The 20,173-nt window shown below is 72.1% G+C and carries 14 protein-coding genes; 4 read left to right on the forward strand and 10 right to left on the reverse strand.

Going from position 1 to position 20,173, the window contains the following annotated elements; all coding sequences use genetic code 11:
* Nucleotides 1-9 precede the first annotated feature (9 nt).
* From AB0O09_RS05265 to AB0O09_RS05280, 4 genes are all read right to left on the reverse strand, one after another.
* Nucleotides 10-2,454, reverse strand: a complete 2,445-nt coding sequence (locus AB0O09_RS05265; protein WP_363540281.1) for an endonuclease/exonuclease/phosphatase family protein — start codon at nt 2,452-2,454, stop codon at nt 10-12.
* Nucleotides 2,455-2,735: 281 nt separating this feature from the next.
* A complete protein-coding gene (locus AB0O09_RS05270; protein ID WP_344623116.1) occupies nt 2,736-3,692 on the reverse strand; it encodes an RIO1 family regulatory kinase/ATPase in 957 nt (318 codons plus the stop codon).
* A 249-nt stretch (nt 3,693-3,941) separates the two neighbouring features.
* The gene (locus AB0O09_RS05275; protein WP_363540282.1) at nt 3,942-4,094 is read right to left on the reverse strand and encodes a hypothetical protein; all 153 of its coding nucleotides are present in this window, start codon (nt 4,092-4,094) and stop codon (nt 3,942-3,944) included.
* A 320-nt stretch (nt 4,095-4,414) separates the two neighbouring features.
* Nucleotides 4,415-5,521 carry a HoxN/HupN/NixA family nickel/cobalt transporter gene (locus AB0O09_RS05280; RefSeq protein WP_363540283.1) on the reverse strand — a complete coding sequence of 369 codons (1,107 nt, stop codon included), beginning with the start codon at nt 5,519-5,521 and terminating at the stop codon, nt 4,415-4,417.
* Nucleotides 5,522-5,834: 313 nt separating this feature from the next.
* Here AB0O09_RS05280 and AB0O09_RS05285 point away from each other — a divergent pair, with 313 nt between their 5' ends.
* Together AB0O09_RS05285 and AB0O09_RS05290 are read left to right on the forward strand one after the other, a co-directional pair.
* The gene (locus AB0O09_RS05285) at nt 5,835-6,773 is read left to right on the forward strand and encodes a hydrolase (RefSeq protein ID WP_363540284.1); all 939 of its coding nucleotides are present in this window, start codon (nt 5,835-5,837) and stop codon (nt 6,771-6,773) included.
* 170 nt (nt 6,774-6,943) lie between these two features.
* Entirely contained in the window at nt 6,944-8,893 is a 1,950-nt protein-coding gene (locus AB0O09_RS05290) for a CocE/NonD family hydrolase (protein WP_363540285.1), read from the forward strand.
* A 121-nt stretch (nt 8,894-9,014) separates the two neighbouring features.
* Here AB0O09_RS05290 and AB0O09_RS05295 read toward each other — a convergent pair whose 3' ends face one another.
* The 6 genes from AB0O09_RS05295 to AB0O09_RS05320 all read right to left on the reverse strand — a co-directional run bounded on the left by AB0O09_RS05295 (nt 9,015) and on the right by AB0O09_RS05320 (nt 15,854).
* Entirely contained in the window at nt 9,015-10,217 is a 1,203-nt protein-coding gene (locus tag AB0O09_RS05295; RefSeq protein ID WP_363540286.1) for an FAD-dependent oxidoreductase, read from the reverse strand.
* A gap of 121 nt (nt 10,218-10,338) precedes the next feature.
* Nucleotides 10,339-11,283 (reverse strand): RNA polymerase sigma-70 factor, encoded by a 945-nt coding sequence (locus tag AB0O09_RS05300; RefSeq protein ID WP_363540287.1) that lies wholly within the window; start codon nt 11,281-11,283, stop codon nt 10,339-10,341.
* 127 nt (nt 11,284-11,410) lie between these two features.
* Nucleotides 11,411-12,751 (reverse strand): GH1 family beta-glucosidase, encoded by a 1,341-nt coding sequence (locus AB0O09_RS05305; RefSeq protein WP_363540288.1) that lies wholly within the window; start codon nt 12,749-12,751, stop codon nt 11,411-11,413.
* Between the two features lie 20 nt (nt 12,752-12,771).
* Entirely contained in the window at nt 12,772-13,614 is an 843-nt protein-coding gene (locus AB0O09_RS05310; RefSeq protein ID WP_363540289.1) for a carbohydrate ABC transporter permease, read from the reverse strand.
* Nucleotides 13,607-14,536, reverse strand: a complete 930-nt coding sequence (locus tag AB0O09_RS05315) for a sugar ABC transporter permease (protein ID WP_363540290.1) — start codon at nt 14,534-14,536, stop codon at nt 13,607-13,609. Before AB0O09_RS05315 ends, AB0O09_RS05310 begins: the two co-directional genes overlap by 8 nt.
* 1 nt (nt 14,537) lies before the next feature.
* Nucleotides 14,538-15,854 (reverse strand): sugar ABC transporter substrate-binding protein, encoded by a 1,317-nt coding sequence (locus AB0O09_RS05320; RefSeq protein WP_363540291.1) that lies wholly within the window; start codon nt 15,852-15,854, stop codon nt 14,538-14,540.
* 165 nt (nt 15,855-16,019) lie between these two features.
* Between AB0O09_RS05320 and AB0O09_RS05325 the strand changes: the two genes are divergently transcribed.
* Nucleotides 16,020-17,261 (forward strand): ROK family transcriptional regulator, encoded by a 1,242-nt coding sequence (locus AB0O09_RS05325; RefSeq protein WP_363540292.1) that lies wholly within the window; start codon nt 16,020-16,022, stop codon nt 17,259-17,261.
* Between the two features lie 381 nt (nt 17,262-17,642).
* Nucleotides 17,643-20,165: a discoidin domain-containing protein gene (locus tag AB0O09_RS05330; RefSeq protein ID WP_363540411.1), complete on the forward strand. Its 2,523-nt coding sequence runs from the start codon at nt 17,643-17,645 to the stop codon at nt 20,163-20,165.
* The last annotated feature ends 8 nt before the right edge of the window (nt 20,166-20,173 follow it).

Here is a 20,173-nt window from a genome sequence, read left to right on the forward strand (position 1 = left end):
AGCCGCGGGTCACGGCTTGATGCGCACGATCTGCGGGTCGTGGTCGCTCGCCTGGGAGGCGAACTCGCTGTTGACGTGCACCACGTCGTAGTCGACGTGCTGGCGCTTCAGGCCGGGGCTGACCAGGATGTGGTCGAGCACCTGGGAGTTGCCCTGGTAGACGTACGAGTAGCGCTCGGACGCGGGCAGCTCGTTGACCAGGTCGCGCAGCACGCCGCCCTCGGTGAGGGTCTGCAGCGCGGGCGAGAACTGGTAGTCGTTGAAGTCGCCGAGGGAGACCACGCGGGCGCCCGGGTCGGCGGCGAGCAGCTTGGCCACGAAGGCGTGCTCGACGGCGGCCTGCTTGGCGCGCTGCACCTCGGAGCTGCGGGTCGGGGCCTGGAAGCGGCTGTCGATGCCCTGGTCGCCGCCCTTGCTGTTGAAGTGGTTGGCGATCACGAAGATCGGCTTGCCCTTGAAGGAGAACTGACCGACCAGCGGCTTGCGGCTGGTGGTCCAGGCCTCGTTGCCCGGGTCGATGCGGCCCGGGGAGGCGGTCAGCGCGGTGGACTTGCCGGTGCCGGTGACGTCGACCGCGGTGGTGGAGCCGCCGCCGGGGATGTCGGTGAAGGAGATCCGGGCGGGGTTGAACAGGAAGACCTGGCGGATGTTGCCGCCGGGCTCGCCGCCGTCCTTGCCGTCGACCGGGTCGATGGAGCGCCACTCGTAGGCCGGGCCGCCGGCCGCCTTGATGGCCGCGACGAACTTGGCGACGGTGGCGCCCGCGGTGACGGTGCCGTCGTTGACCGCGCCGTTGTCGTCCTGGATCTCCTCGAGGGCGACCACGTCGGGCGAGCGCAGGTTGGTGACGATGCCCTGGGCGAGCTGGGCGAACTTCTCGTCGGGGTCGGACGGGTCGAGGTTCTCCACGTTGTACGTGGCGATGGTGGCCTCGCTCGGCAGCGGGCGGGCGGTGACCTCGCGCCCCAGCCCGTTGTCCTTGAGCGCGCCCATCGTGGTGGCCGCGACGGTGTAGCCGCCGAACTGGTTGTAGTCGAGCGGACCGGCGGTGGTGCCGGTGAGGCGGTCGCCCACGTTGGCGACCGGGAAGGCGCCCTCGGCGGCCGGGATCAGCGACTGCACCATCAGGCGGCCGGAGTTGGGCTTGTCGTAGCCGAGGTAGACCACGCCGCCGCGGCGGGTGGCCGGGTCCTCGCAGGAGGCGTCCACCCACAGCTCGTTGTACTTGTCGGTGGCCTGGACGACGCGGGCGTCGGCGACCTCGACCCGCATGCCCTCCAGCGACTCGTACAGGTCGAGCGCGTAGGTCGCGGGCTGCAGCGGCAGGTTCTCGATGGTGGCGCCGGCGGCCTCGGGGGCGTAGGCGGCGGGGATGCTGCGGCCGTCCAGGCGGACGGCGGCAGGCAGCGGGTTGCCGGAGGAGAGCACGGTGGTCTTCGGCGCACTCAGCTCGGTGACGGACTGGCTGCCGCCGGTGAACGACGGGTAGTACTCGGTGACCTTGGCGGTGACCAGCACCGAGTCGCCGACCTTGACGGTCGGGGCGGCGCTGCCGGTGTAGACGAAGACCGCCTCGCTGGTGGCCGGGTCGGCGTCCGGGGTGGCGTCCTGGATCCAGAAGCCCTTGGAGCCGGTGGTGCGCACGCCGGTGACGATGCCGGGGATGCCGGGGATGGTGCTGCCGGCCTTCGGGGATATCCGGGTGTTGCCCTGGATGTCGTGGATGCGGACGGTGCCGGGCTCGGTCGGGCCGGTGGAGCCCGAGCCGTCGCCGGCGTCGGCGGTCTCGCCCTTGCTGTTGACCGGGGTGGGCACGCCGGCCTTCAGGTCGGCGGCGTTGTCGTCGGTGTCGGGCAGGCCGGCGCCGCGGGCGACCGAGGCGGTGTTGCTCGCGCCGGCGGCGGAGGCGCTGCCCTCGTGGACGACGGCGGTGCCGAAGCCGACCAGGTCGCGGATCCGGGTGTCGGCGGCGCAGTCCGCGGCGGTCTTGCAGGTCAGCGGGGCGGTGCCCTGGACGAGCGCGACGGTGCCGGAGGTGCCGGACAGGGCGAGGGTGCCGGAGGCGTCCGGGGTGGGCAGGGCGACGGTGCCGCCGGTGCCCGCGGCCTCGGCGATCAGGAAGCGGCCGCCGGGCGCGATCGCGCCGCTCAGCGGGGTGACGCTCCAGGTGCTGCTGGCGCCCGGGGTGCCGGAGATGTACTGGACGCTCCAGCCGTCGAGGCCGAAGGCGGCGCCGCCCTTGTTGGCGAGCTCGATGAAGTCGTTCTTCAGCGTGGCGCCCGAGTTGCCGCCGCCGCCGTAGACCTCGGAGACGACCGCGTCGGCGGAGGGCGCGGCGGTGGCGAAGGGCAGCGGCACGAGGACCAGCGAGGCCGCCACGGAGGAGGACAGCACGGTCGCGCGCAGCAGTCTCCGGCGGGAGCGGGGGTTGCGGGCGGCGGTGGTTTCGGTCACCGGGAGGGGCTCCTTAATCTGCCGGCGGACGCGGGTCCACCGCGTGCGGGCAGCACGGTCACCCGGCGGACGTGGGCTCACCGGGTGTTGAGGGTGTGTCAGAGTTGGTGACTACTCGCGTAGATACCGTGCAGTAAGATACGCGCGTAGAAGGTGACACGACAAGACATCCTGCGTTAACTCTCGGCAGACGCCGCATGCCCTCCCGCCGCCGAGGCACCGTCAGGGTCCGCACCGGGCAGGCCGCGAGGGCCTGCCCGGTGCGGACGTCCGAGGCCCGGCTACCCCAGCCGCGCGTCCGCGGCGAGCGAGCCGACCAGCTCCTCCACCCGCCCCTCGGGCAGGCCCCGCGACACGAACCAGGCCCCCACGTTGCGCACGTCCCGCTCCAGGAAGGACAGCCCGCGCGGGTTGGCGACCACGTCGACGATCTGCGGCACGTCGATGATCACCAGTCGGCCGTCGTGGACGAGGATGTTGTACGCGGAGAGGTCGCCGTGCGCGTAACCGTCGACAGCGAGCAGCGACAGGCTGCGGCCGAGCTGCTCCCACAGGTCCTCGACGTCCGCCTCCTCGGCACGGAGCTGGGCCAGCCGGGGCGCGGCCGCGCCGTCCCCGTCGCCGACGAACTCCATCAGGATCTCCGTCCCGGTGATCTGCACCGGGTACGGGACGGCCACCCCGGCCGACCAGAGCCGGCACAGCGCGGCGAACTCGGCCCCGGCCCACTGCCCGGCGATGGCCTCCTTGCCGAAGGCGGTGCGCTTGGCCATCGCCCGGGTGATCCGGGACTCCTTGTGCTGACGGCCCTCCAGGTAGCCGGAGTCGCGGTGGAACATCCGGTGCTGGGCGTCCCGGTAGCGCTTGGCGGCCATCAGGGTGCGGCGGCCGGTGCCCGGCACCGCGCGCTCCAGCAGGAAGACGTCGGCCTCCTTGCCGGTCTTCACGATCCCGAGCTCGGTGTCCACGGCCGCGAGTTCGGTCACCACCCAGTCGGGGCGCGGCTCGGGCCCCTTCTCGGTGGGGGTGGACCGGTCCCAGGTGGACCAGCGGTCGCCCTCGGCCGGGCCGTCGGACACGGCCGGGGCGGGGTCGTCGAAGCCCTCCGGGAACGCGGCCGCGGAGGGGACGTACTCGGGCTCGAAGTCGTCGAACCGGTCGGACCGGCGGCCGCGCCGCGGCCCGCCCTTGGGACGGATACGGGAGAAGGAATCGCTGTCGGCAAAGCGCTCGCGCACTGCGGTGGCTCCTGAGGAGTGGCCCACCGGGTGCGTCGGACGCGACGCGCTGTCAGCCGGTGGGGAGGTGACGATCGAGGGAGGCGTATGGCGCGCACGCGAAGGCGCGCCGCGACACGGCGGCAACCATCCGGACACACCTCCTCGACGTCGGGTCCTCGCACGGCGTTCGCGAGGACGTCAGCACACTAGCCGCTCCTGCCGACGGCGCAACCGAATATCGAGCCGACCCGGCACCGCGTCCGCACCTCAGGCCCCCTGCGTACCCGTGGACACGGGGTCGATCAGTCCGGCGTAGGCGCGCAGCTCGGAGCTGTCCGAGTTCAGCAGGACGGCGAGTTCGGGAAGTGCCTCCCGCACGGCGTCGTAGCAGTGGACCACCGCTTCGGCGTCGATGAGCACGTGCGCCCAGCCGCCCTCGCGCCGGGTGCGCTGCTCGTCGTCCGCCGTCTCCGCGATCCACCGTTCGCGAGCAGCGCACTCGGCGGGTACCGGCCCTCCCGCACCCCCGCCCGCATCGCCCGGAGGTGTCCCGGGACGTCCTCGGCCGTGCCGTACGCGTGCTGGAGCCGGGCCCAGGGCACGTCGTCCAGGCCGGTGAGAGGGTCGGTGTCCGTCACGGCAGCAGATCCTGGCACGCCGGTACGGCATCCGGCCGGGCCGGTGCTCCGGGCGACTCCCCGTCAGCCGGCCGCGGGGCCGCGGGGCGCCGCCCGGCCGCGCTACTCGGCCTCGGCGGCGGCCGGCTCGCGGACGGCCGCCGACCACTTCTGCTCGACCTTGCCGAGCTTCCAGTAGGCGATCGCACCGGCCCAGGTGATCACGAAGAGGCCGACGATGGCGTAGCCGACCATGTTGAGGTCGAGTCCGGCGATCCAGCCGATCGGGCCGGCGGTGATGCCGAGCTTCTCGGCGAGCAGGCCGACCAGCTCGACGACGCCGATGACCAGGGCGACCAGTACCGACAGGCCGGTGACGGTGAGGTTGTAGTAGATCTTGCGGACCGGCTTGGAGAACGCCCACTCGTAGGCGAAGTTCATGAACGACCCGTCGATGGTGTCGAGCAGGCTCATGCCGGCCGCGAAGAGGACCGGCAGCACCAGCAGCGCGTACCAGGGCAGCGAGAAGGCTGCGGCGCCGCCGGCCAGGACGAGCAGCGAGACCTCGGTGGCGGTGTCGAAGCCGAGGCCGAAGAGCAGGCCGACCGGGTACATGTGCCAGGGCTTGGTGACGGCCCGGGTGACCCGGCCGAGGATCCGGTTGAGGAAGCCGCGCTTGTCGAGCTGGCGCTCCAGCTCCGCCTCGTCGAACTCGCCGTCCTTCATCCTGCGGAAGACCTTGAGGATGCCGTTGAAGGCGCCGAGGTTGATCAGGCCGATCAGCACCAGGAAGGTGCCGGAGACGGAGACGCCGATCAGGCCGGTGGCGGTGTGCAGCGCCGACTCGTCGGACTCGACCTGCCCGGCCAGCGAGCGGATGCCGAAGGCCAGCAGCGCGCAGAGGCCGAAGACGATGGAGGAGTGGCCGAGCGAGAACCAGAAGCCGACGGAGAGCGGCCGCTTGCCCTGGCCCATCAGCTTGCGGGTGGTGTTGTCGATCGCGGCGATGTGGTCGGCGTCGAAGGCGTGCCGCATGCCGAGGGTGTAGGCGGTCAGGCCCATGCCGGCACCGAAGACCTGGCCGCCGACGTCGTAGTGGCGCGGGGCGATCACGGCGAGCAAGGTGAACCAGCCGACGACGTGGAGGGCCAGCACGAAGCCGCCCATGCCGGCGAGCCGGATCCACTCCTCACGGGTGAGCCGGTCGCGCAGACGGCTTGGCGTTGACATGGGAGTCCTCCCGGCAGCGGACGGATGAGCCGGGCCATACTTTCGCCCCCAGGACTCAATTGCAAGTCATGTGCAACTGCTGAAGTGGGGCACACCGAGCTGCACCGATGCACCGGGGGCGCATTCCGCGGAGGACATGTCACACGACGTACCCGATCCCTTAACCTCCCGCGTCTTCCTCCAGCCTCTTCTACGCGCGGATACTCGGCTCGGTGCTCGGATCTACGCGCGGATACCCCAACCGTCCGCGTGCGGTTCCGGGCGCGGGTACCACTGCCCCCCAATCCCCCAACTCCCCACGGAGGAACGGCAGATGATCGGCACTCGCACCATCCGCACGAACGCGGCCCTGGCCGCCGGCGCCGTCCTGGCGGCCACCCTCACGGGCCTCGCGGCGCCCGCCGCCCCGGCCGCGGCCGCCACCCCCCACCGGGTGCTCTTCGACAACAGCAAGGCCGAGACCGCCGGCAACGCCGACTGGATCATCAGCACCAGCCAGCCCGACCCGCTCGGCCAGAACGCCGACCCCAGCACCGAGAAGAGCTGGACGGGCGCCCTCTCCGCCTGGGGCGTCGCCCTGCAGAAGGCCGGCGGCTACAGCCTCAAGACGCTGCCGTCCGGCTCGACCATCAGCTACGGCACCGGCGCCGCGCTCGACCTCGCCAACTTCGACACCTTCGTGATCCCCGAGCCCAACATCCGCTTCTCCGGCGCCGAGAAGACCGCCATCATGCGGTTCGTGCAGAACGGCGGCGGGCTCTTCCTCGTCTCCGACCACAGCAACAGCGACCGCAACAACGACGGCTGGGACAGCCCCGAGATCATCAACGACCTCTTCACCGGCAACGGCGTCGACAACACCTCGCCGTTCGGCTTCTCGGTCGACGTGAAGACCATCAGCACCGACAACCCGCGGGCGGTCAACGACTCCGCCGACCCGGTGCTGCACGGCGCCTTCGGCAACGTCACCGGCTCGATCCTGCGCTCCGGCACCACCTTCACCCTCACCCCCTCCGCCAACTCCTCCGTCAAGGGCCTGGTCTACCGGACGGGCTACAGCGGCAACACCGGCGCCTTCTTCGTCACCAGCACCTTCGGCAGCGGCCGGGTCGCCGCCTGGGGGGACAGCTCCCCGATCGACGACGGCACCGGCCAGTCCGGCAACACCCTGTACGACGGCTGGAACGACCCGGCCGGCACCGACGCGGCGCTCGCCCTGAACGCCACCGCCTGGCTCGCCAAGGCCTCCTGAACCAGCCCGCCCGGCAGCCCCGTCCCGCGGTGCGCGCCGCGGGACGGGGCACCGCCGACCGCCCGGACCGGCTGCGGCCCGGGTCGGCCCGGTGGAAATGGCGCCCGGCCGCGCCCATCCTGGGGAGGTCGGGCCCGCCCCGGGCCGCCGTACGACCCCACGGAGGGCCCATGCAGCAGCCGGCCCCGTACCCCTACCGCACCACCCGCGAGGACGTCCGGATCGCCATGCCGGACGGCACCCGCCTCGCCGCCCGCCTCTGGCTGCCGGTCACCGACCACCCGGTGCCCGCCCTGCTCGAACACCACCCCGGCGGACTCGGCGACACCACCGCCGTCCGCGACGCCCAGCGCCACCCCTGGTACGCCGGCCACGGCTACGCCTCGCTGCGCGTCGACGCCCGCGGCCACGGCAGCTCCGAAGGCGGCCCGGCCGACCCCGCCTCCCCCGCCGGCACCGACGACGGACTCGCCCTGCTCGACTGGCTCACCGCCCGGCCCTGGTCCAACGGCCGGGCCGGCACCTTCGGCATCGGCCGCGGTGGCACCGCCGCCCTCGCCCTCGCCGCCCGCGCCCCCGAAGCACTCGCCGCCGTGGTCGCCGTCTGCGCGGACGACCGCACCGCACCACGGCGGGACCTGGCCGGCGCGCCGCTCGCCGCCGCCGTGCACGGCGGGTCCGCCGCACGGCTCGCCGCCGCCTGCCGCCCGCCCGATCCCCGCTACACCGGGGACCACTGGCGGCGGCTCTGGCTGGAACGCCTCGCCGCCGTCGACCCCGGCGCCGACGACGAGGGCGGGCCGATCGACCTCCGGGCGGTCCGCGCCGCCGTCCTCGCCTTCGGCGGCTGGGCCGACCCGCAGGCCGGCACCGTGCTGCGCCTGGTCGAGGAACTCGGTCCGGACGCCCGCGGCGTCCTCGGCCCCTGGCCGCACCAGTACCCCGACCAGGGCCTGCCGCCCGGCCCGGCGATCGGCTTCCTCCAGGAGACCCTGCGCTGGTGGGACCACTGGCTCAGGGGCGCCGACACCGGCGTCCTCAAGGAACCCGCCCTGCGCAGCTGGATGAACGAGTCGGTGCCGCCCGCCCCCTCCTACGCCAACCGGCCCGGCCGCTGGATCGGCGACGACGGCTGGCCCTCCCCCGACGTCCGCGAGGTGCACTACGGCCTCGACGACGCGCTGCGCACCGCCGGGACGCCCTCCGGCGAGCGCTTCGTCCCCGTCCGCTCCCCGCAGCACACCGGCATCGACGCCGGGGCGCTCCGGCCGGCCGGCGGCGCGGCCGACCTGCCGCCGGACCAGCGCGAGGAGGACGGCCGCTCGGTCTGCTTCGACTCGGTGCCGCTGCCGGAACCCGAGGAACTGCTCGGCGGACCGGCGCTGCGGCTGCGGGTGCGCTGCGACGGCCGCCACGGGCAGGTCGCGGCCCGGCTCTGCGACGTGGCACCGGACGGATCGTCCACGCTGGTCACCCGGGGTGCGGCGGCGCTGGCCGGCGGCACCGGCCCGGTCGAGGTGGAGGTGGAGCTCGCCCCGGTCGCGCACGCCTTCCCCGCCGGGCACCGGATCCGGCTGGCGCTCTCCTCGGCGTACTGGCCCTGGCTGTGGCCGGTCGCGGAGACCGGCGGCTTCGAGGTGGACCCGGGCGGCTCGGTGCTGACGCTGCCGGTGCGGCACCTGGCCGCGGACGCCGGCAGCGGGCCGGTCACCTTCGACCCGCCCGAGCAGGCGCCCGTCCCCGCCGAGCTGCACCCCGAGCCGCTGGTCTCGCATCCGGAGCGGCAGGTGGTGCACGACGTGGCCGCGGGCGAGTGGCGGCTGCAGCTCGCCCGGCCGGCCGGGGCGACGGTGCACCCGGACGGCCTCGCCGAGGAGGAGCACGTGCTGGAGGCGTACCGGATCCGGGCCGACGACCCGCTGGGCGCCCGGGCCAGGACCGACCGGACGCTCCGGCTGGAGCGGACGGACATCGGCTGGGACGTCACCCTGCAGATCCGCTCCGAGGCGAGCTGCGACGCCGGGCACCTCACCGTCCACGACCACCTGCGCGCCCTGGAGGGCGGCGACGTGATCTTCGAACGCCACTGGCGCCGCCGCCTGCCACGGGGAAACCACTAGGAGCTGTCGTCACAGGGCGCCGGGTGGTCGATTCAGGGGCCCGTGGGGGCACCTGTGTGGCATCCGTACGCCTCTGAAGACACGTCCCAGGTGTCCCCGGCGCCCCTGGCGGTTCGCCCGGTCAGGCCACGGCCTCCGCCCGCGCGGGGTCGGGGAGCTCGTCGCGGACGACGCGTCGGCGGCGGGAGGGCATTCCCACGGTCGGGTTGGCGACGCCCCAGGCCGCGCCCTTGCAGATCAGCTCCTTGTAGAGGGCGGCCACGCGGCCGGTCAGGGCGCGGTCGACCGCCCGGTCGTCGGCGGTGACGAACTGGATCAGGCCCTCCTTGCGGCCGAGGGAGATGCACTGCTGGAAGTAGCGGACGGGGACGCGGGGGACCTTGGTGCCGGCGAGCCGGGCCGCGAGGGCGTCCGCGGCCTGCCAGGCCATCGGGACGCCCGAGGCGCAGGACATGCGCAGCGGCTTGCCCTCGGGGCCGATCGCCATCGCGGCGTCGCCGACGGCGTACACGTCCGGGTGGGAGACCGAGCGCATCGTGTCGTCGACCACGATCCGGCCGCCCTCGGCGAGTTCCAGGGTGGTGGCCGCGGCGATCGGGTGGGCGGCGAAGCCGGTGGTCCAGATGGTGACCGCGGCGGGGATGTCCCGGCCGTCGGCGGTCGTCACGCGGTCCGCCGCCACGGCGGTGACCGCGGCGTTCTCGTGGACGGTGATGCCGAGCCCGTCCACCACCTTCCGCAGGTGGGCGCGGCCCTTGTCCGAGAGCCAGTCGCCGAGGGCACCGCGGGCGGCCAGGGCGACGTCGAGGTCGGGGCGGGCCTCGGCGATCTCGGTCGCGGCCTCCAGGCCGGTCAGGCCGCCGCCGACGACGGTCACGGGGCGGCCGGCCTCCAGGGCGGCGAGCCGGTCGCGGAGGCGGAGGGCGCCGGGGCGGCCGGAGATGTCGTGGGCGTGTTCGGCGGCGCCGGGGACACCCCCGTCGTTCCACCCGCTGCCGAGGGCGTAGACCAGGGTGTCGTACGCCAGCTCCTCCCGGCCGTGGCCGTTGGCGGCGGTGACGGTCACGCTCTTGCGGTCCACGTCGACGGCGGTGACCTTCGCGAGCTTCAGTGCCACGCCGGTGCCCGCGAACATCTCGTCGAACGGCCGGGGCCTGAGGTCCTGGCCGGCCGCGAGCTGGTGCAGCCGGACCCGCTCGACGAAGTCGGGCTCGGGGTTGACGAGGGTGATGGCGACGTCCTCGCGGTGCAGCCGCTTGGCGAGGCGGCCGGCGGCGACGGCTCCGGTGTAGCCGGCTCCGAGGACGACGATGCGGTGCTGCATGTCCGTGCTCCTGTCTGGAGGTTCCGCCGCTGTCTCTGCGCGGTTTCGCCCCTTGAACCGGGCAGCCCGGGGTTTCCTGACAGGATCGGGGTGTGAAGCACGTCACATCGGGTCGGTGGGTTCAGAGGACGACGAGCGGGGCCCTCCCGTGGTCCCCGGCGGCCCACTGTCCGGTCGCGCGGACGAGCTTGTCGGGGTTGACCTGGCTGCGCACGGCGGCGATGCCGTCGGCGGTGACCTCCAGGCAGGTGATCCCGACGACCCGGCCGTCCACGACCGCCACGACGGCGGGACCGCCGTTGGCGATCGCGACGTGGATCTCGGCCGCGCCGCCGATGTGGGCCCGCTTGGCCTCGCTGGGCTTGAACAGGCCGCGCAGGAACTTCGCGACCGCGAGCGCGCCCTCGAACGCCTTCGCGCGGGCCGGGACCTTCCCGCCGCCGTCGCCGACCGAGACGGCGTCCTGGGTGAGCAGCCGCACCAGGGGTTCGGTGCGGCCGCTGGTCGCCGCGGCGAGGAACTCCTCGACGATCCGCCGGGCGGCGGCCTCGTCGATCTCGGTGCGCGCCCTGCCGTCCGCGACGTGCTTCTTGGCCCGGTGGTGGATCTGCTGACTGGCGGCCTCGCCGATGCCGAGGATCTCGGCGATCTCACGGTGCGGGTAGCCGAAGGCCTCGCGCAGCACGTACACCGCCCGCTCGTTGGGCGACAGGCGCTCCAGCAGGACGAGGACGGCGTACGACACCGAGTCGCGCTGCTCGGCGGTGTCGGCCGGGCCGAGCATCGGGTCGCCGGCGAGCAGCGGCTCGGGGAGCCAGGCCCCGACGTACGTCTCGCGCCGGGCGCGTGCCGAAGTGAGCACGTTGAGGCAGATGTTGGTGAGGACCTTGGTCAGCCAGGCCTCCAGCACCTCGATCCGTCCGGTGTCGGCGGCCTGCCAGCGCAGGAAGGTCTCCTGGACGGCGTCCTCGGCCTCGCTCGCCGAACCGAGCAACCGGTAGGCGATGGCCTCCAGCCGGGGCCTCGCGGCCTCGAACCGGTCCACGTCGCTCATGATCAGGGCCATGCCCGCGATCCTAGCCGCCCCCGGGCCGGAGCGGACCTGCGAGGACCACGCACAAGGGGCGCCGGGGGTACGCCCCGGTGGTGGCCGTGAGGGTTCCGGCGGCCGCCGCGGCCGGAACCCTCACGGGTCAGCGGGCGCGGTGGTTGCGGATGATCTCCGCGTACCGCTCGCCGCTGGCCTTCACGGTGCGCCGCTGGGTGTCGTAGTCGACGTGCACCAGGCCGAACCGCTTGTCGTAGCCGTACGCCCACTCGAAGTTGTCGAGCAGTGACCAGGCGAAGTAGCCGGCCAGCGGGGCGCCCTCGGCGACCGCGCGGGCGCAGGCGTCCAGGTGGCCCTCCAGGTACGCGGTGCGCTCCGGGTCCTCGATCCGGCCGTCCGCCGTGACGGTGTCGCGGTAGGCGGAGCCGTTCTCGGTGATGTAGATCTTCCGGACGCCGTACTCCTCGGTGAGGCGCATCAGCAGCTGGTGGATGCCCTCGGCGTCCACCTCCCAGCCCATGGCGGTGTGTTCGGCGTTGCGGCCGGGGGCCTGCCGGAACTGCGGCACGGCGCCGGTCGGGTCGTCCTCGACGAACTGGCGGAAGTAGTAGTTGAGGCCGATCCAGTCGAGCGGGGCCGAGATGAGTTCCATGTCGCCGTCGCGGACGGGGAGTTCGACGCCGTAGAGCTTGACCATGTCCTCCGGGTAGCCGCGGCCGAGGACCGGGTCGAGCCACCAGCGGTTGATGTGGCCGTCGGCGCGGACGGCGGCGAGGCGGTCGGCCTCGCTGTCGGAGGCCGGGATGATCGGGCTGAGGTTGTTGACGATGCCGACCTGGACGTCCGGGTGGGCCGCGCGCAGCGCCTGCACGGCGTAGCCGTGGCCCAGGTGCAGGTGGTAGGAGGTGCGGACGGCGGCGGTGAGGTCCGTCCAGCCGGGGGCCATCGTGCCCTCGAGGTGGCCGATCCAGGAGGAGCAGAGCGGCTCGTTGAGGGTGGCCCAGTGCTTGACGCGGTCGCCGAGGCGGTCGGCGACGATGGCCGCGTACTCGCCGAAGCGCTCGGCGGTGGCGCGCTCGGGCCAGCCGCCGCGGTCCTGCTGGGCCTGCGGGAGGTCCCAGTGGTACAGGGTGCCGTGCGGGGTGATGCCGGCGTCCAGCAGGCCGTCGACCAGGCGGTCGTAGAAGGCGAGGCCCTCGGCGTTGATCCGGCCGTCGGCCTGCGGCACCACGCGGGGCCAGGCGACGGAGAAGCGGTAGGCGCCGAGGCCGAGCCGCTTCATGAGGTCGATGTCCTCGCCGTAGCGGTGGTAGTGGTCGCAGGCGGTGTCGCCGTGGTCGCCGTTGTCGGTCTTCCCGGGGGTGTGGGAGAAGGTGTCCCAGATGGAGGGCGCGCGGCCGTCCTCGTCCACGGCACCCTCGATCTGGTACGCGGAGGTGGCCGCGCCCCAGACGAAGTCGTCCGGCAGGGCGTTGAGGTCGTTCACAACTGGCCTTTCAATCAGGGTCACTTGACGGCGCCGGCGGTGAGTCCGGCGACGAGGTAGCGCTGCAGCAGGAGGAATCCGGCGACGACCGGGACGCTGACCACCAGGGAGGCGGCCATGACCTGGTTCCAGTAGACGTCGTTGAGCGTCGCGTAGCCCTGGAGGCCGACGGCGAGGGTGCGGGTCTCGTCGTTGGTCATGACGGAGGCGAAGAGGACCTCGCCCCAGGCGGTCATGAAGGCGTACACGGCGACGGCGACGATGCCGGGGACGGCGGCCGGGATGATGATCTGCACCAGGGCCCGGACGGGGCCGCAGCCGTCGACCAGGGCCGCCTCGTCGAGGTCCCGCGGGATGGAGTCGAAGTAGCCGACCAGCATCCAGATCGAGAAGGGCAGCGAGAAGGTGAGGTAGGTGAGGATCAGTCCGCCGCGGCTGCCGTAGAGGGCGACGCCGGTGCTGTTGCCGATGTTGACGAAGATGAGGAACAGCGGCAGCAGGAAGAGGATGCCGGGGAACATCTGCGTCGACAGCACGGTGACGGTGAACAGCCGGCGGCCGCGGAAGCGGTAGCGGCTGACGCCGTACGCGGCGAGGATCGCGATGAGCACCGAGAGGATCGTCGCTCCGCCGGCCACGATGATCGAGTTGACGAAGTACTTGCCGAGCGGGACGGTCTTCCAGATGTCGAAGTAGGGCCGGACGGTGAGCGTGCTCGGTATCCAGCGGAACGGCCCCTGGACGTCCTGGAGCGGCTTCAGCGAGGAGCTGACCATGACGCCGACCGGGACGAGGGTGAAGACCGCGAGCAGGGCGAGCACGATCCGGCGGATCCACCGGAAGGACGCGGGCGGGTTAATCATCGGCGCCCCTCCGACGCGAGGTGATGAACAGGTAGACCGACGTCACCAGCAGCAGGAACAGCAGGAGCAGCACCGACATGGCGGAGCCCGCGCCGAAGTTCCAGGTGACGAAGGAGGACTGGTAGATGTGGATGGAGATGAGGTCCGAGGCCTCCGGTGCCGACTTGCCGAACAGCACGTACGGCGTGTTGAAGTCGTTGAAGGTCCAGAGGAAGAGGACCAGCACGAGCACCAGGTTGACCGGGCGCAGCGAGGGCAGGGTGATCCGGCGGATCTGCTGCCAGACGCCGGCGCCGTCCATCGCGGCGGCCTCGTAGAGCTCGCGGGGGATGTTCTGCAGACCGGCCGTCAGGGTGAGGAAGGCGAACGGCCAGGAGCGCCAGACGGAGACGGTGACGAGCGCGGTGAAGCTGTTGTCGCCGATCAGCCAGAACGGCCGGTCCGAGGTGAGGTGGAGCTGGTCGTGGATGATGTGGTTGACCAGTCCGGTGTCCCGCTGGAACATGAACGACCAGGTGATGACGGCCGCGTAGACCGGCAGGGCGTAGGGCAGCAGGAAGGCTGCGCGGAGCAGCCCCCTGCCTCTGAAGGCGTCCTGCATCATGATCGCCGCCGTGGTGCCCACCAGCCAGGAGAGGCCGACGGCGAGGATCGTGAAGGCGCAGGTCACCCAGAACGAGTTGAGCAGCGACTGGCCGACGGGGGCACTGAAGTCCACCGCCAGGTGGTAGTTCCCGAGGCCAGTCCACGGTGCGGACGACCAGTCCCGGATGAAGAACTGGGTGAGCTGTTTGAAGCTCATCACGATGCCGACCAGCATGGGCACCAGGTGGATCAGCAGCTCCAGGAGCAGCGCCGGGAGCAGGAGCAGGTAGGGCAGGCCCTTGGGGGTCAGGCGCAGTCGGCCGAGTCGCTGTCGCACGTCAGTTGGCCGGCATCTGCTGCTGGGCCTTGGTGAGTTCGGCCTTGACGGACTCGTCGGTGACCGGCTTGCCGGCGGCGGCCGCGGCGAGCAGGTTCTTGACGGCGGTGCCGACGAGGGTCTCGTACTGGCTCTCGTCGGCGACCTGCGGGAGCGGCTGGGCGCTGGAGCCGAGGACCTTGGAGAGGGCCTGGAGCTCGGGGGTCGCGAAGGCGGCGTCGCCCTGGGCGTCCTTGACCGGCGGGATCGAGCCGTAGGTCTTGTTGAGCTGGATCTGCTCGTCCTTGCCGGTCATGAACTTCACGAAGTCCAGTGCGCCGTTCAGGTTCTTGGTGTTCTTGAAGACGGCGAGGTTGATGCCGGCGACCATGGAGCTGGTGAGCTTGGTGCCGGAGGCGCCCGCGGGGACGGGGACGGGGGCGACGCCGTAGTCGTCCGGGTTCATGCCGTGCGACTTGAGGTTGGCGCCGGCCGACTGCCACATCATCATGCCGACCTTGCCGGTGGCGAAGTCGGTGAGGGTCTGGTTGTTGGCGTACTCGGCGTTGCCCGGGGCGGCGATCTTGTCCTTGGCGATCAGATCGACGTACTGCTTGATCGCGGCGACGGCCTCGGGGGTGTCGAAGGCGGGCTTGCCGGAGGCGTCGAACCAGTCGGCGCCGTGCTGCTTGCCGAGGGTGAAGGCGTGGTGGACGTTCTCGGAGACGTTGCCGCCCTCGACGGCGATGCCGTACTTGCCGTCCTTGGTGAGCTTCTGGCCGTCGGCGACCAGCTCGTCCCAGGTGGCCGGCGGGCGCTCGATGCCGGCGGCCTGGAACATCTTCTTGTTGTAGTAGAGGCCGTAGGCCATCGAGTACAGCGGGACGGCGGCCGGGTCCTTGCCCGCCGCACCGGCGGAGGCGATGGTGGCGGGCAGGAAGCGGTCCTTGCCGCCGATCTTGCCGAAGGTCGCCTCGTCGAAGGGCAGCAGGGCGCCGGTGGCCTGGAGCGAGGCGGACCAGGTGTTGCCGATGTTGAGGACGTCGGGGCCCTGGCCGGAGGTGGTGGCGGCGAGGATGCGGTTGAGCAGGTCGGACCAGGGGATGACCTCGAGCTTGACCTTGATGCCGGTCTGCTGCTCGAACTTTCTCAGCTCGGGCTCCAGGACCTGCTTGTCGTTCTCGAGGCTGGTGCCCTGGTTGCTGGCCCAGTACGTCAGCGTCTTGGGGCTGCTGTTGTCGCCGGAGCCGCCGGTGCTGGAGCCGCCTCCGCAGGCGGTGGCGGTGAGTGCAAGAGTCGCGACCACGGCGGTCGCGGCAGCCAGACGGTTGATACGCATGACCATGCCCCTCTCGGGCGGGTGGATGGCGTGGTGGGGGTGGAAGGGCCCCCGGCCGGGGTGCGAGCCCCGGATAGGGCTTTCTTCAGGCCGTGATTTAACGTGTGAGAAAAGCTGGCGTCAAGAGGACGTGCAGCGCTAGATTCGCTGCAGGAGGGAGAACCGATGGCAGAGCGAGGCAAGCAGACGGTCCGCGACCTGCGGCGCGGCAGCAGATCGACCCTTTTGCAACGGTTGTATTTCGAAGGGCCGCTCAGCAGGCAGGAGTTGGGCCAGATCAGCGGGCTCAGCGCCGGTTCGGTCAGCAACGTGATCGGCGAACTGCTGGCGGACGGGCTGGTCGAGGAGTGCGGATCGGTCGAGTCGGACGGCGGCCGGCCCCGCATCCTGCTGCAGGTGCCGCCCGAGCGGGCCCACCTGGTCGGCGTCGACGTCGGCGAGACCCAGGTGAGGGTCGCGCTCTTCGACCTGGGGCTCACCGAGCTCGCCGCCAGCGACCACCCGCTCTCGGACTGCGGGCACGACTCCGACCACGTGGTGGAGCTGATCCTCACCGGGCTCGCCGAGGTGCTGCACGCCACCGGCACCGACCCGGACACCGTGCTCGGCGTCGGCGTCGGCGTGCCCGGCATCGTCGAGCAGGGCGACCCGGGCACCGACGGCCTCGGCATCGTGGTGCACAGCCAGACCGTGGACTGGGACGCCGTACCGCTCGGCCGGATGCTGCGGGCCGGCACAGACCTGCCGCTCTACGTGGACAACGGCGCCAAGACGCTCGGCCAGGCCGAGATGTGGTTCGGTGCGGGCCGCGGCGCCCGGCACGCGGTGGTCGCGCTGTTCGGCTCCGGCGTCGGCGCCTGCGTGATCGCCGAGGGCGCCCGCTTCCGCGGCGCCACCAGCAGCGCGGGCGAGTGGGGCCACACCAAGGTGCACGTGGGCGGCCGGCTCTGCCGGTGCGGCTCGCGCGGCTGCCTGGAGGCCTACGTCGGCGCGGAGGCACTGGTCGAACGCTGGGGCCGGGCGCCTGCCGGGTCCAGCGAGAAGGCCGGGCTGGCCGCCCTGCTGGCCGCCGCCGAGGCGGGCGAGCAGGACGCCGTCGACCTGCTGGCCGAGGCCGCGGAGTACTTCGGCGCGGCCATCGCCGACCTGATCAACCTGTTCAACCCGGAACGGATCGTGATCGGCGGCTGGGCCGGGCTGATGCTCGGGCCGCGCCTGCTGCCCGCGATCCGGGACGCGGCCACCGCCTACGCCCTGCGCTTCCCCCGGGCGCAGACCTCGATCGACCTCGGCCTGCTCGGGCCGGACGCCGTCACCGTGGGCGCGGCCACCCTGCCGCTCTGGCACTTCCTGCAGTCCGGCGGCGAACTGCCCGCCCGGCTGTCCGCCGCGGCCGCCACCGGCTGAGCCGCACCCCCGCGACCTGCGCGAACCCGCCGTCCACTGCGCCTGGCGGCGGGTCAAAGGGCGCCCCGCACCGGCCGGTTGATCCGTATCGGAACTCCCGACCGGGGACTTGACACCCGAGATCGCAGCCCCACAGACTCCCTCCGGGGAGCGCTCTCTCGGCTCGGCCGCAAGGATTCCGGCCCCGCCCCGCCCTGTAGTTTCCGGCGCCCCTGCGCCGCGCCGGCCCGCCGGTCACGGGCCGGTCCCCACGCCGACGCACGACGTCCGCGCCCCCACGAAAACCCCCACCCACCCCCACCGCAGGAGAAGCCCGTGAGGCTCACTTCAGCACGCCCCGGCGCCCGAGCCGGCCGCCGCGGCTCCGCCGCCCTGCTCGGCATGGCCCTGCTCTCGGGCGCCGTCCTGGCGCTCCCCGGCAGCGCCGCCCACGCCGCCGACACCCTGATCTCGCAGGGCCGGACGGTCACCGCCTCGTCGGTCGAGAACGGCGGCACCACGGCCGCCTACGCCGTCGACGGCAACACCGGCACCCGCTGGTCCTCCGCCGCGAGCGACCAGCAGTGGATCCAGGTCGACCTGGGCGCCTCGGCGACCATCAGCAAGGTCGTGCTCCAGTGGGAGGCCGCCTACGGCAAGGCCTACCAGATCCAGACCTCCGCCGACGGCAGCACCTGGACGACGATCTACTCCACCACCACCGGCACCGGTGGCACCGAGACGCTCAACGTCACCGGCACCGGCCGCTACGTGCGGATGAACGGCGTCACCCGGGCGACCGGCTACGGCTACTCGCTCTGGGAGTTCCAGGTCTACGGCTCGTTCGGTGGCACCACCCCGGACACCTGCGCGACCACCAACGCCGCGCAGGGCAAGGCCGCCACCGCCTCCAGCACCGAGAACGCGGGCACCCCCGCCTCGGCCGCCGTCGACGGCAACACCGGCTCCCGCTGGTCCTCCGCCGCGGCCGACCCGCAGTGGCTGCAGGTCGACCTCGGCTCGGTCCAGCAGGTCTGCCAGGTCCAGCTGAACTGGGAGGCCGCCTACGGCAAGGCCTACCAGATCCAGACCTCCGCCGACGGCAGCACCTGGACGACGATCTACTCCACCACCACCGGCGCCGGCGGCAACGAGACCCTGAACGTCTCCGGCTCCGGCCGCTACGTGCGGGTCTACGGCACCCAGCGCGGCACCCCCTACGGCTACTCGCTGTGGGAGTTCGCGGTGCACACCGGCGGCGGCTCCACCGTCCCGCCCGTCCAGGGCGGCGGTGACCTCGGCCCCAACGTGATGGTCTTCGACCCGTCCACGCCGAACATCCAGGCCAAGGTCGACGAGGTCTTCACCAAGCAGGAGTCGAACCAGTTCGGCAACGAGCGCTACGCGCTGCTCTTCAAGCCCGGCACGTACAACAACATCAACGCCCAGATCGGCTTCTACACCTCGATCGCGGGCCTGGGCCTGAACCCGGACGACACCACCTTCAACGGCGACGTCACCGTCGACGCCGGCTGGTTCAACGGCAACGCCACCCAGAACTTCTGGCGCTCCGCCGAGAACCTGCACCTCAAGCCGGTCAGCGGCACCGACCGCTGGGCCGTCTCGCAGGCCGCGCCGTTCCGCCGGATGCACGTCGAGGGCGGCCTCAACCTCGCCCCCAACGGGTACGGCTGGGCCTCCGGCGGCTACATCGCCGACTCGAAGATCGACGGCCAGGTCGGCAACTACTCGCAGCAGCAGTGGTACACCCGCGACAGCTCGATCGGCGGCTTCTCCAACGGCGTCTGGAACCAGACCTTCTCCGGCGTCCAGGGCGCGCCCGCCCAGGGCTTCCCGAACCCGCCGTACACCACGCTGGACACCACCCCGGTCTCGCAGGAGAAGCCGTTCCTCTACCTGGACGGCAACGACTACAAGGTCTTCGTGCCCGCGAAGCGCACCAACGCCCGCGGCACCTCCTGGGGCAACGGCACCCCGCAGGGCACCTCGGTGCCGCTGAACCAGTTCTACGTGGTCAAGCCGGGCGCCACCGCGGCCACCATCAACCAGGCGCTCACCCAGGGCCTCAACCTGCTCTTCACCCCGGGCGTGTACCACGTCGACCAGACGATCAACGTGACCCGCCCCGGCACGGTCGTGCTCGGCCTCGGCCTCGCCACCGTCGTCCCGGACAACGGCGTCACCGCGATGAAGGTCGCCGACGTCGACGGCGTCAAGGTCTCCGGCCTGCTGCTGGACGCCGGCACCGTCAACTCCCCCGCCCTGCTGCAGGTCGGCGACGCCGGCCCGGGCGCCTCCCACGCGGCCGACCCGACCGTCATCCAGGACGTCTTCGTCCGGGTCGGCGGCGCCGGCGCCGGCAAGGCCACCAACGGCATGGTGATCAACAGCAACAACACGATCGTCGACCACACCTGGATCTGGCGCGCCGACCACGGCGCCGGCGTCGGCTGGGAGACCAACCGCTCCGACTACGGCTTCGTCGTCGGCGGCAACGACGTCCTGGCCACCGGCCTGTTCGTCGAGCACTTCAACAAGTACGACGTCTGGTGGAAGGGCAACGGCGGCCGCACGATCTTCTTCCAGAACGAGAAGGCGTACGACGCCCCCAACCAGGCGGCGATCCAGAACGGCAGCACCCGCGGCTTCGCGGCCTACAAGGTCGAGGACTCGGTCAACACCCATGAGGGCTGGGGCCTGGGCAGCTACTGCTACTTCAACGTGGACCCGACCATCGTCATGGACCACGGCTTCGAGGTCCCGGTGAAGTCCGGCGTCAAGCTGCACGACGTCCTGGTCAACTCGCTCGGCGGCAACGGCCAGTTCGCCCACGTGGTGAACGACACCGGCGCCCCGACCTCGGGCACCTCCACCACGCCGTCCAACGTCGTCTCCTTCCCGTGACGGACCGC

Origin of the sequence: Kitasatospora sp. NPDC093679 (genome assembly GCF_040683455.1) — a bacterium.
Taxonomy (GTDB): Bacteria; Actinomycetota; Actinomycetes; order Streptomycetales; family Streptomycetaceae; genus Kitasatospora; species Kitasatospora arboriphila.

What these genes read in the sequence shown, in the direction of transcription:
- AB0O09_RS05280 (WP_363540283.1), bottom strand. Translation starts at nt 5,521, where the DNA reads ATGTCAACGCCAAGCCGTCTGCGCGACCGGCTCACCCGTGAGGAGTGG.
- AB0O09_RS05285 (WP_363540284.1), top strand. Translation starts at nt 5,835, where the DNA reads ATGATCGGCACTCGCACCATCCGCACGAACGCGGCCCTGGCCGCCGGC.
- AB0O09_RS05290 (WP_363540285.1), top strand. Translation starts at nt 6,944, where the DNA reads ATGCAGCAGCCGGCCCCGTACCCCTACCGCACCACCCGCGAGGACGTC.
- AB0O09_RS05295 (WP_363540286.1), bottom strand. Translation starts at nt 10,217, where the DNA reads ATGCAGCACCGCATCGTCGTCCTCGGAGCCGGCTACACCGGAGCCGTC.
- AB0O09_RS05300 (WP_363540287.1), bottom strand. Translation starts at nt 11,283, where the DNA reads ATGGCCCTGATCATGAGCGACGTGGACCGGTTCGAGGCCGCGAGGCCC.
- AB0O09_RS05310 (WP_363540289.1), bottom strand. Translation starts at nt 13,614, where the DNA reads ATGATTAACCCGCCCGCGTCCTTCCGGTGGATCCGCCGGATCGTGCTC.
- AB0O09_RS05320 (WP_363540291.1), bottom strand. Translation starts at nt 15,854, where the DNA reads ATGCGTATCAACCGTCTGGCTGCCGCGACCGCCGTGGTCGCGACTCTT.
- AB0O09_RS05325 (WP_363540292.1), top strand. Translation starts at nt 16,020, where the DNA reads ATGGCAGAGCGAGGCAAGCAGACGGTCCGCGACCTGCGGCGCGGCAGC.
- AB0O09_RS05330 (WP_363540411.1), top strand. Translation starts at nt 17,643, where the DNA reads ATGGCCCTGCTCTCGGGCGCCGTCCTGGCGCTCCCCGGCAGCGCCGCC.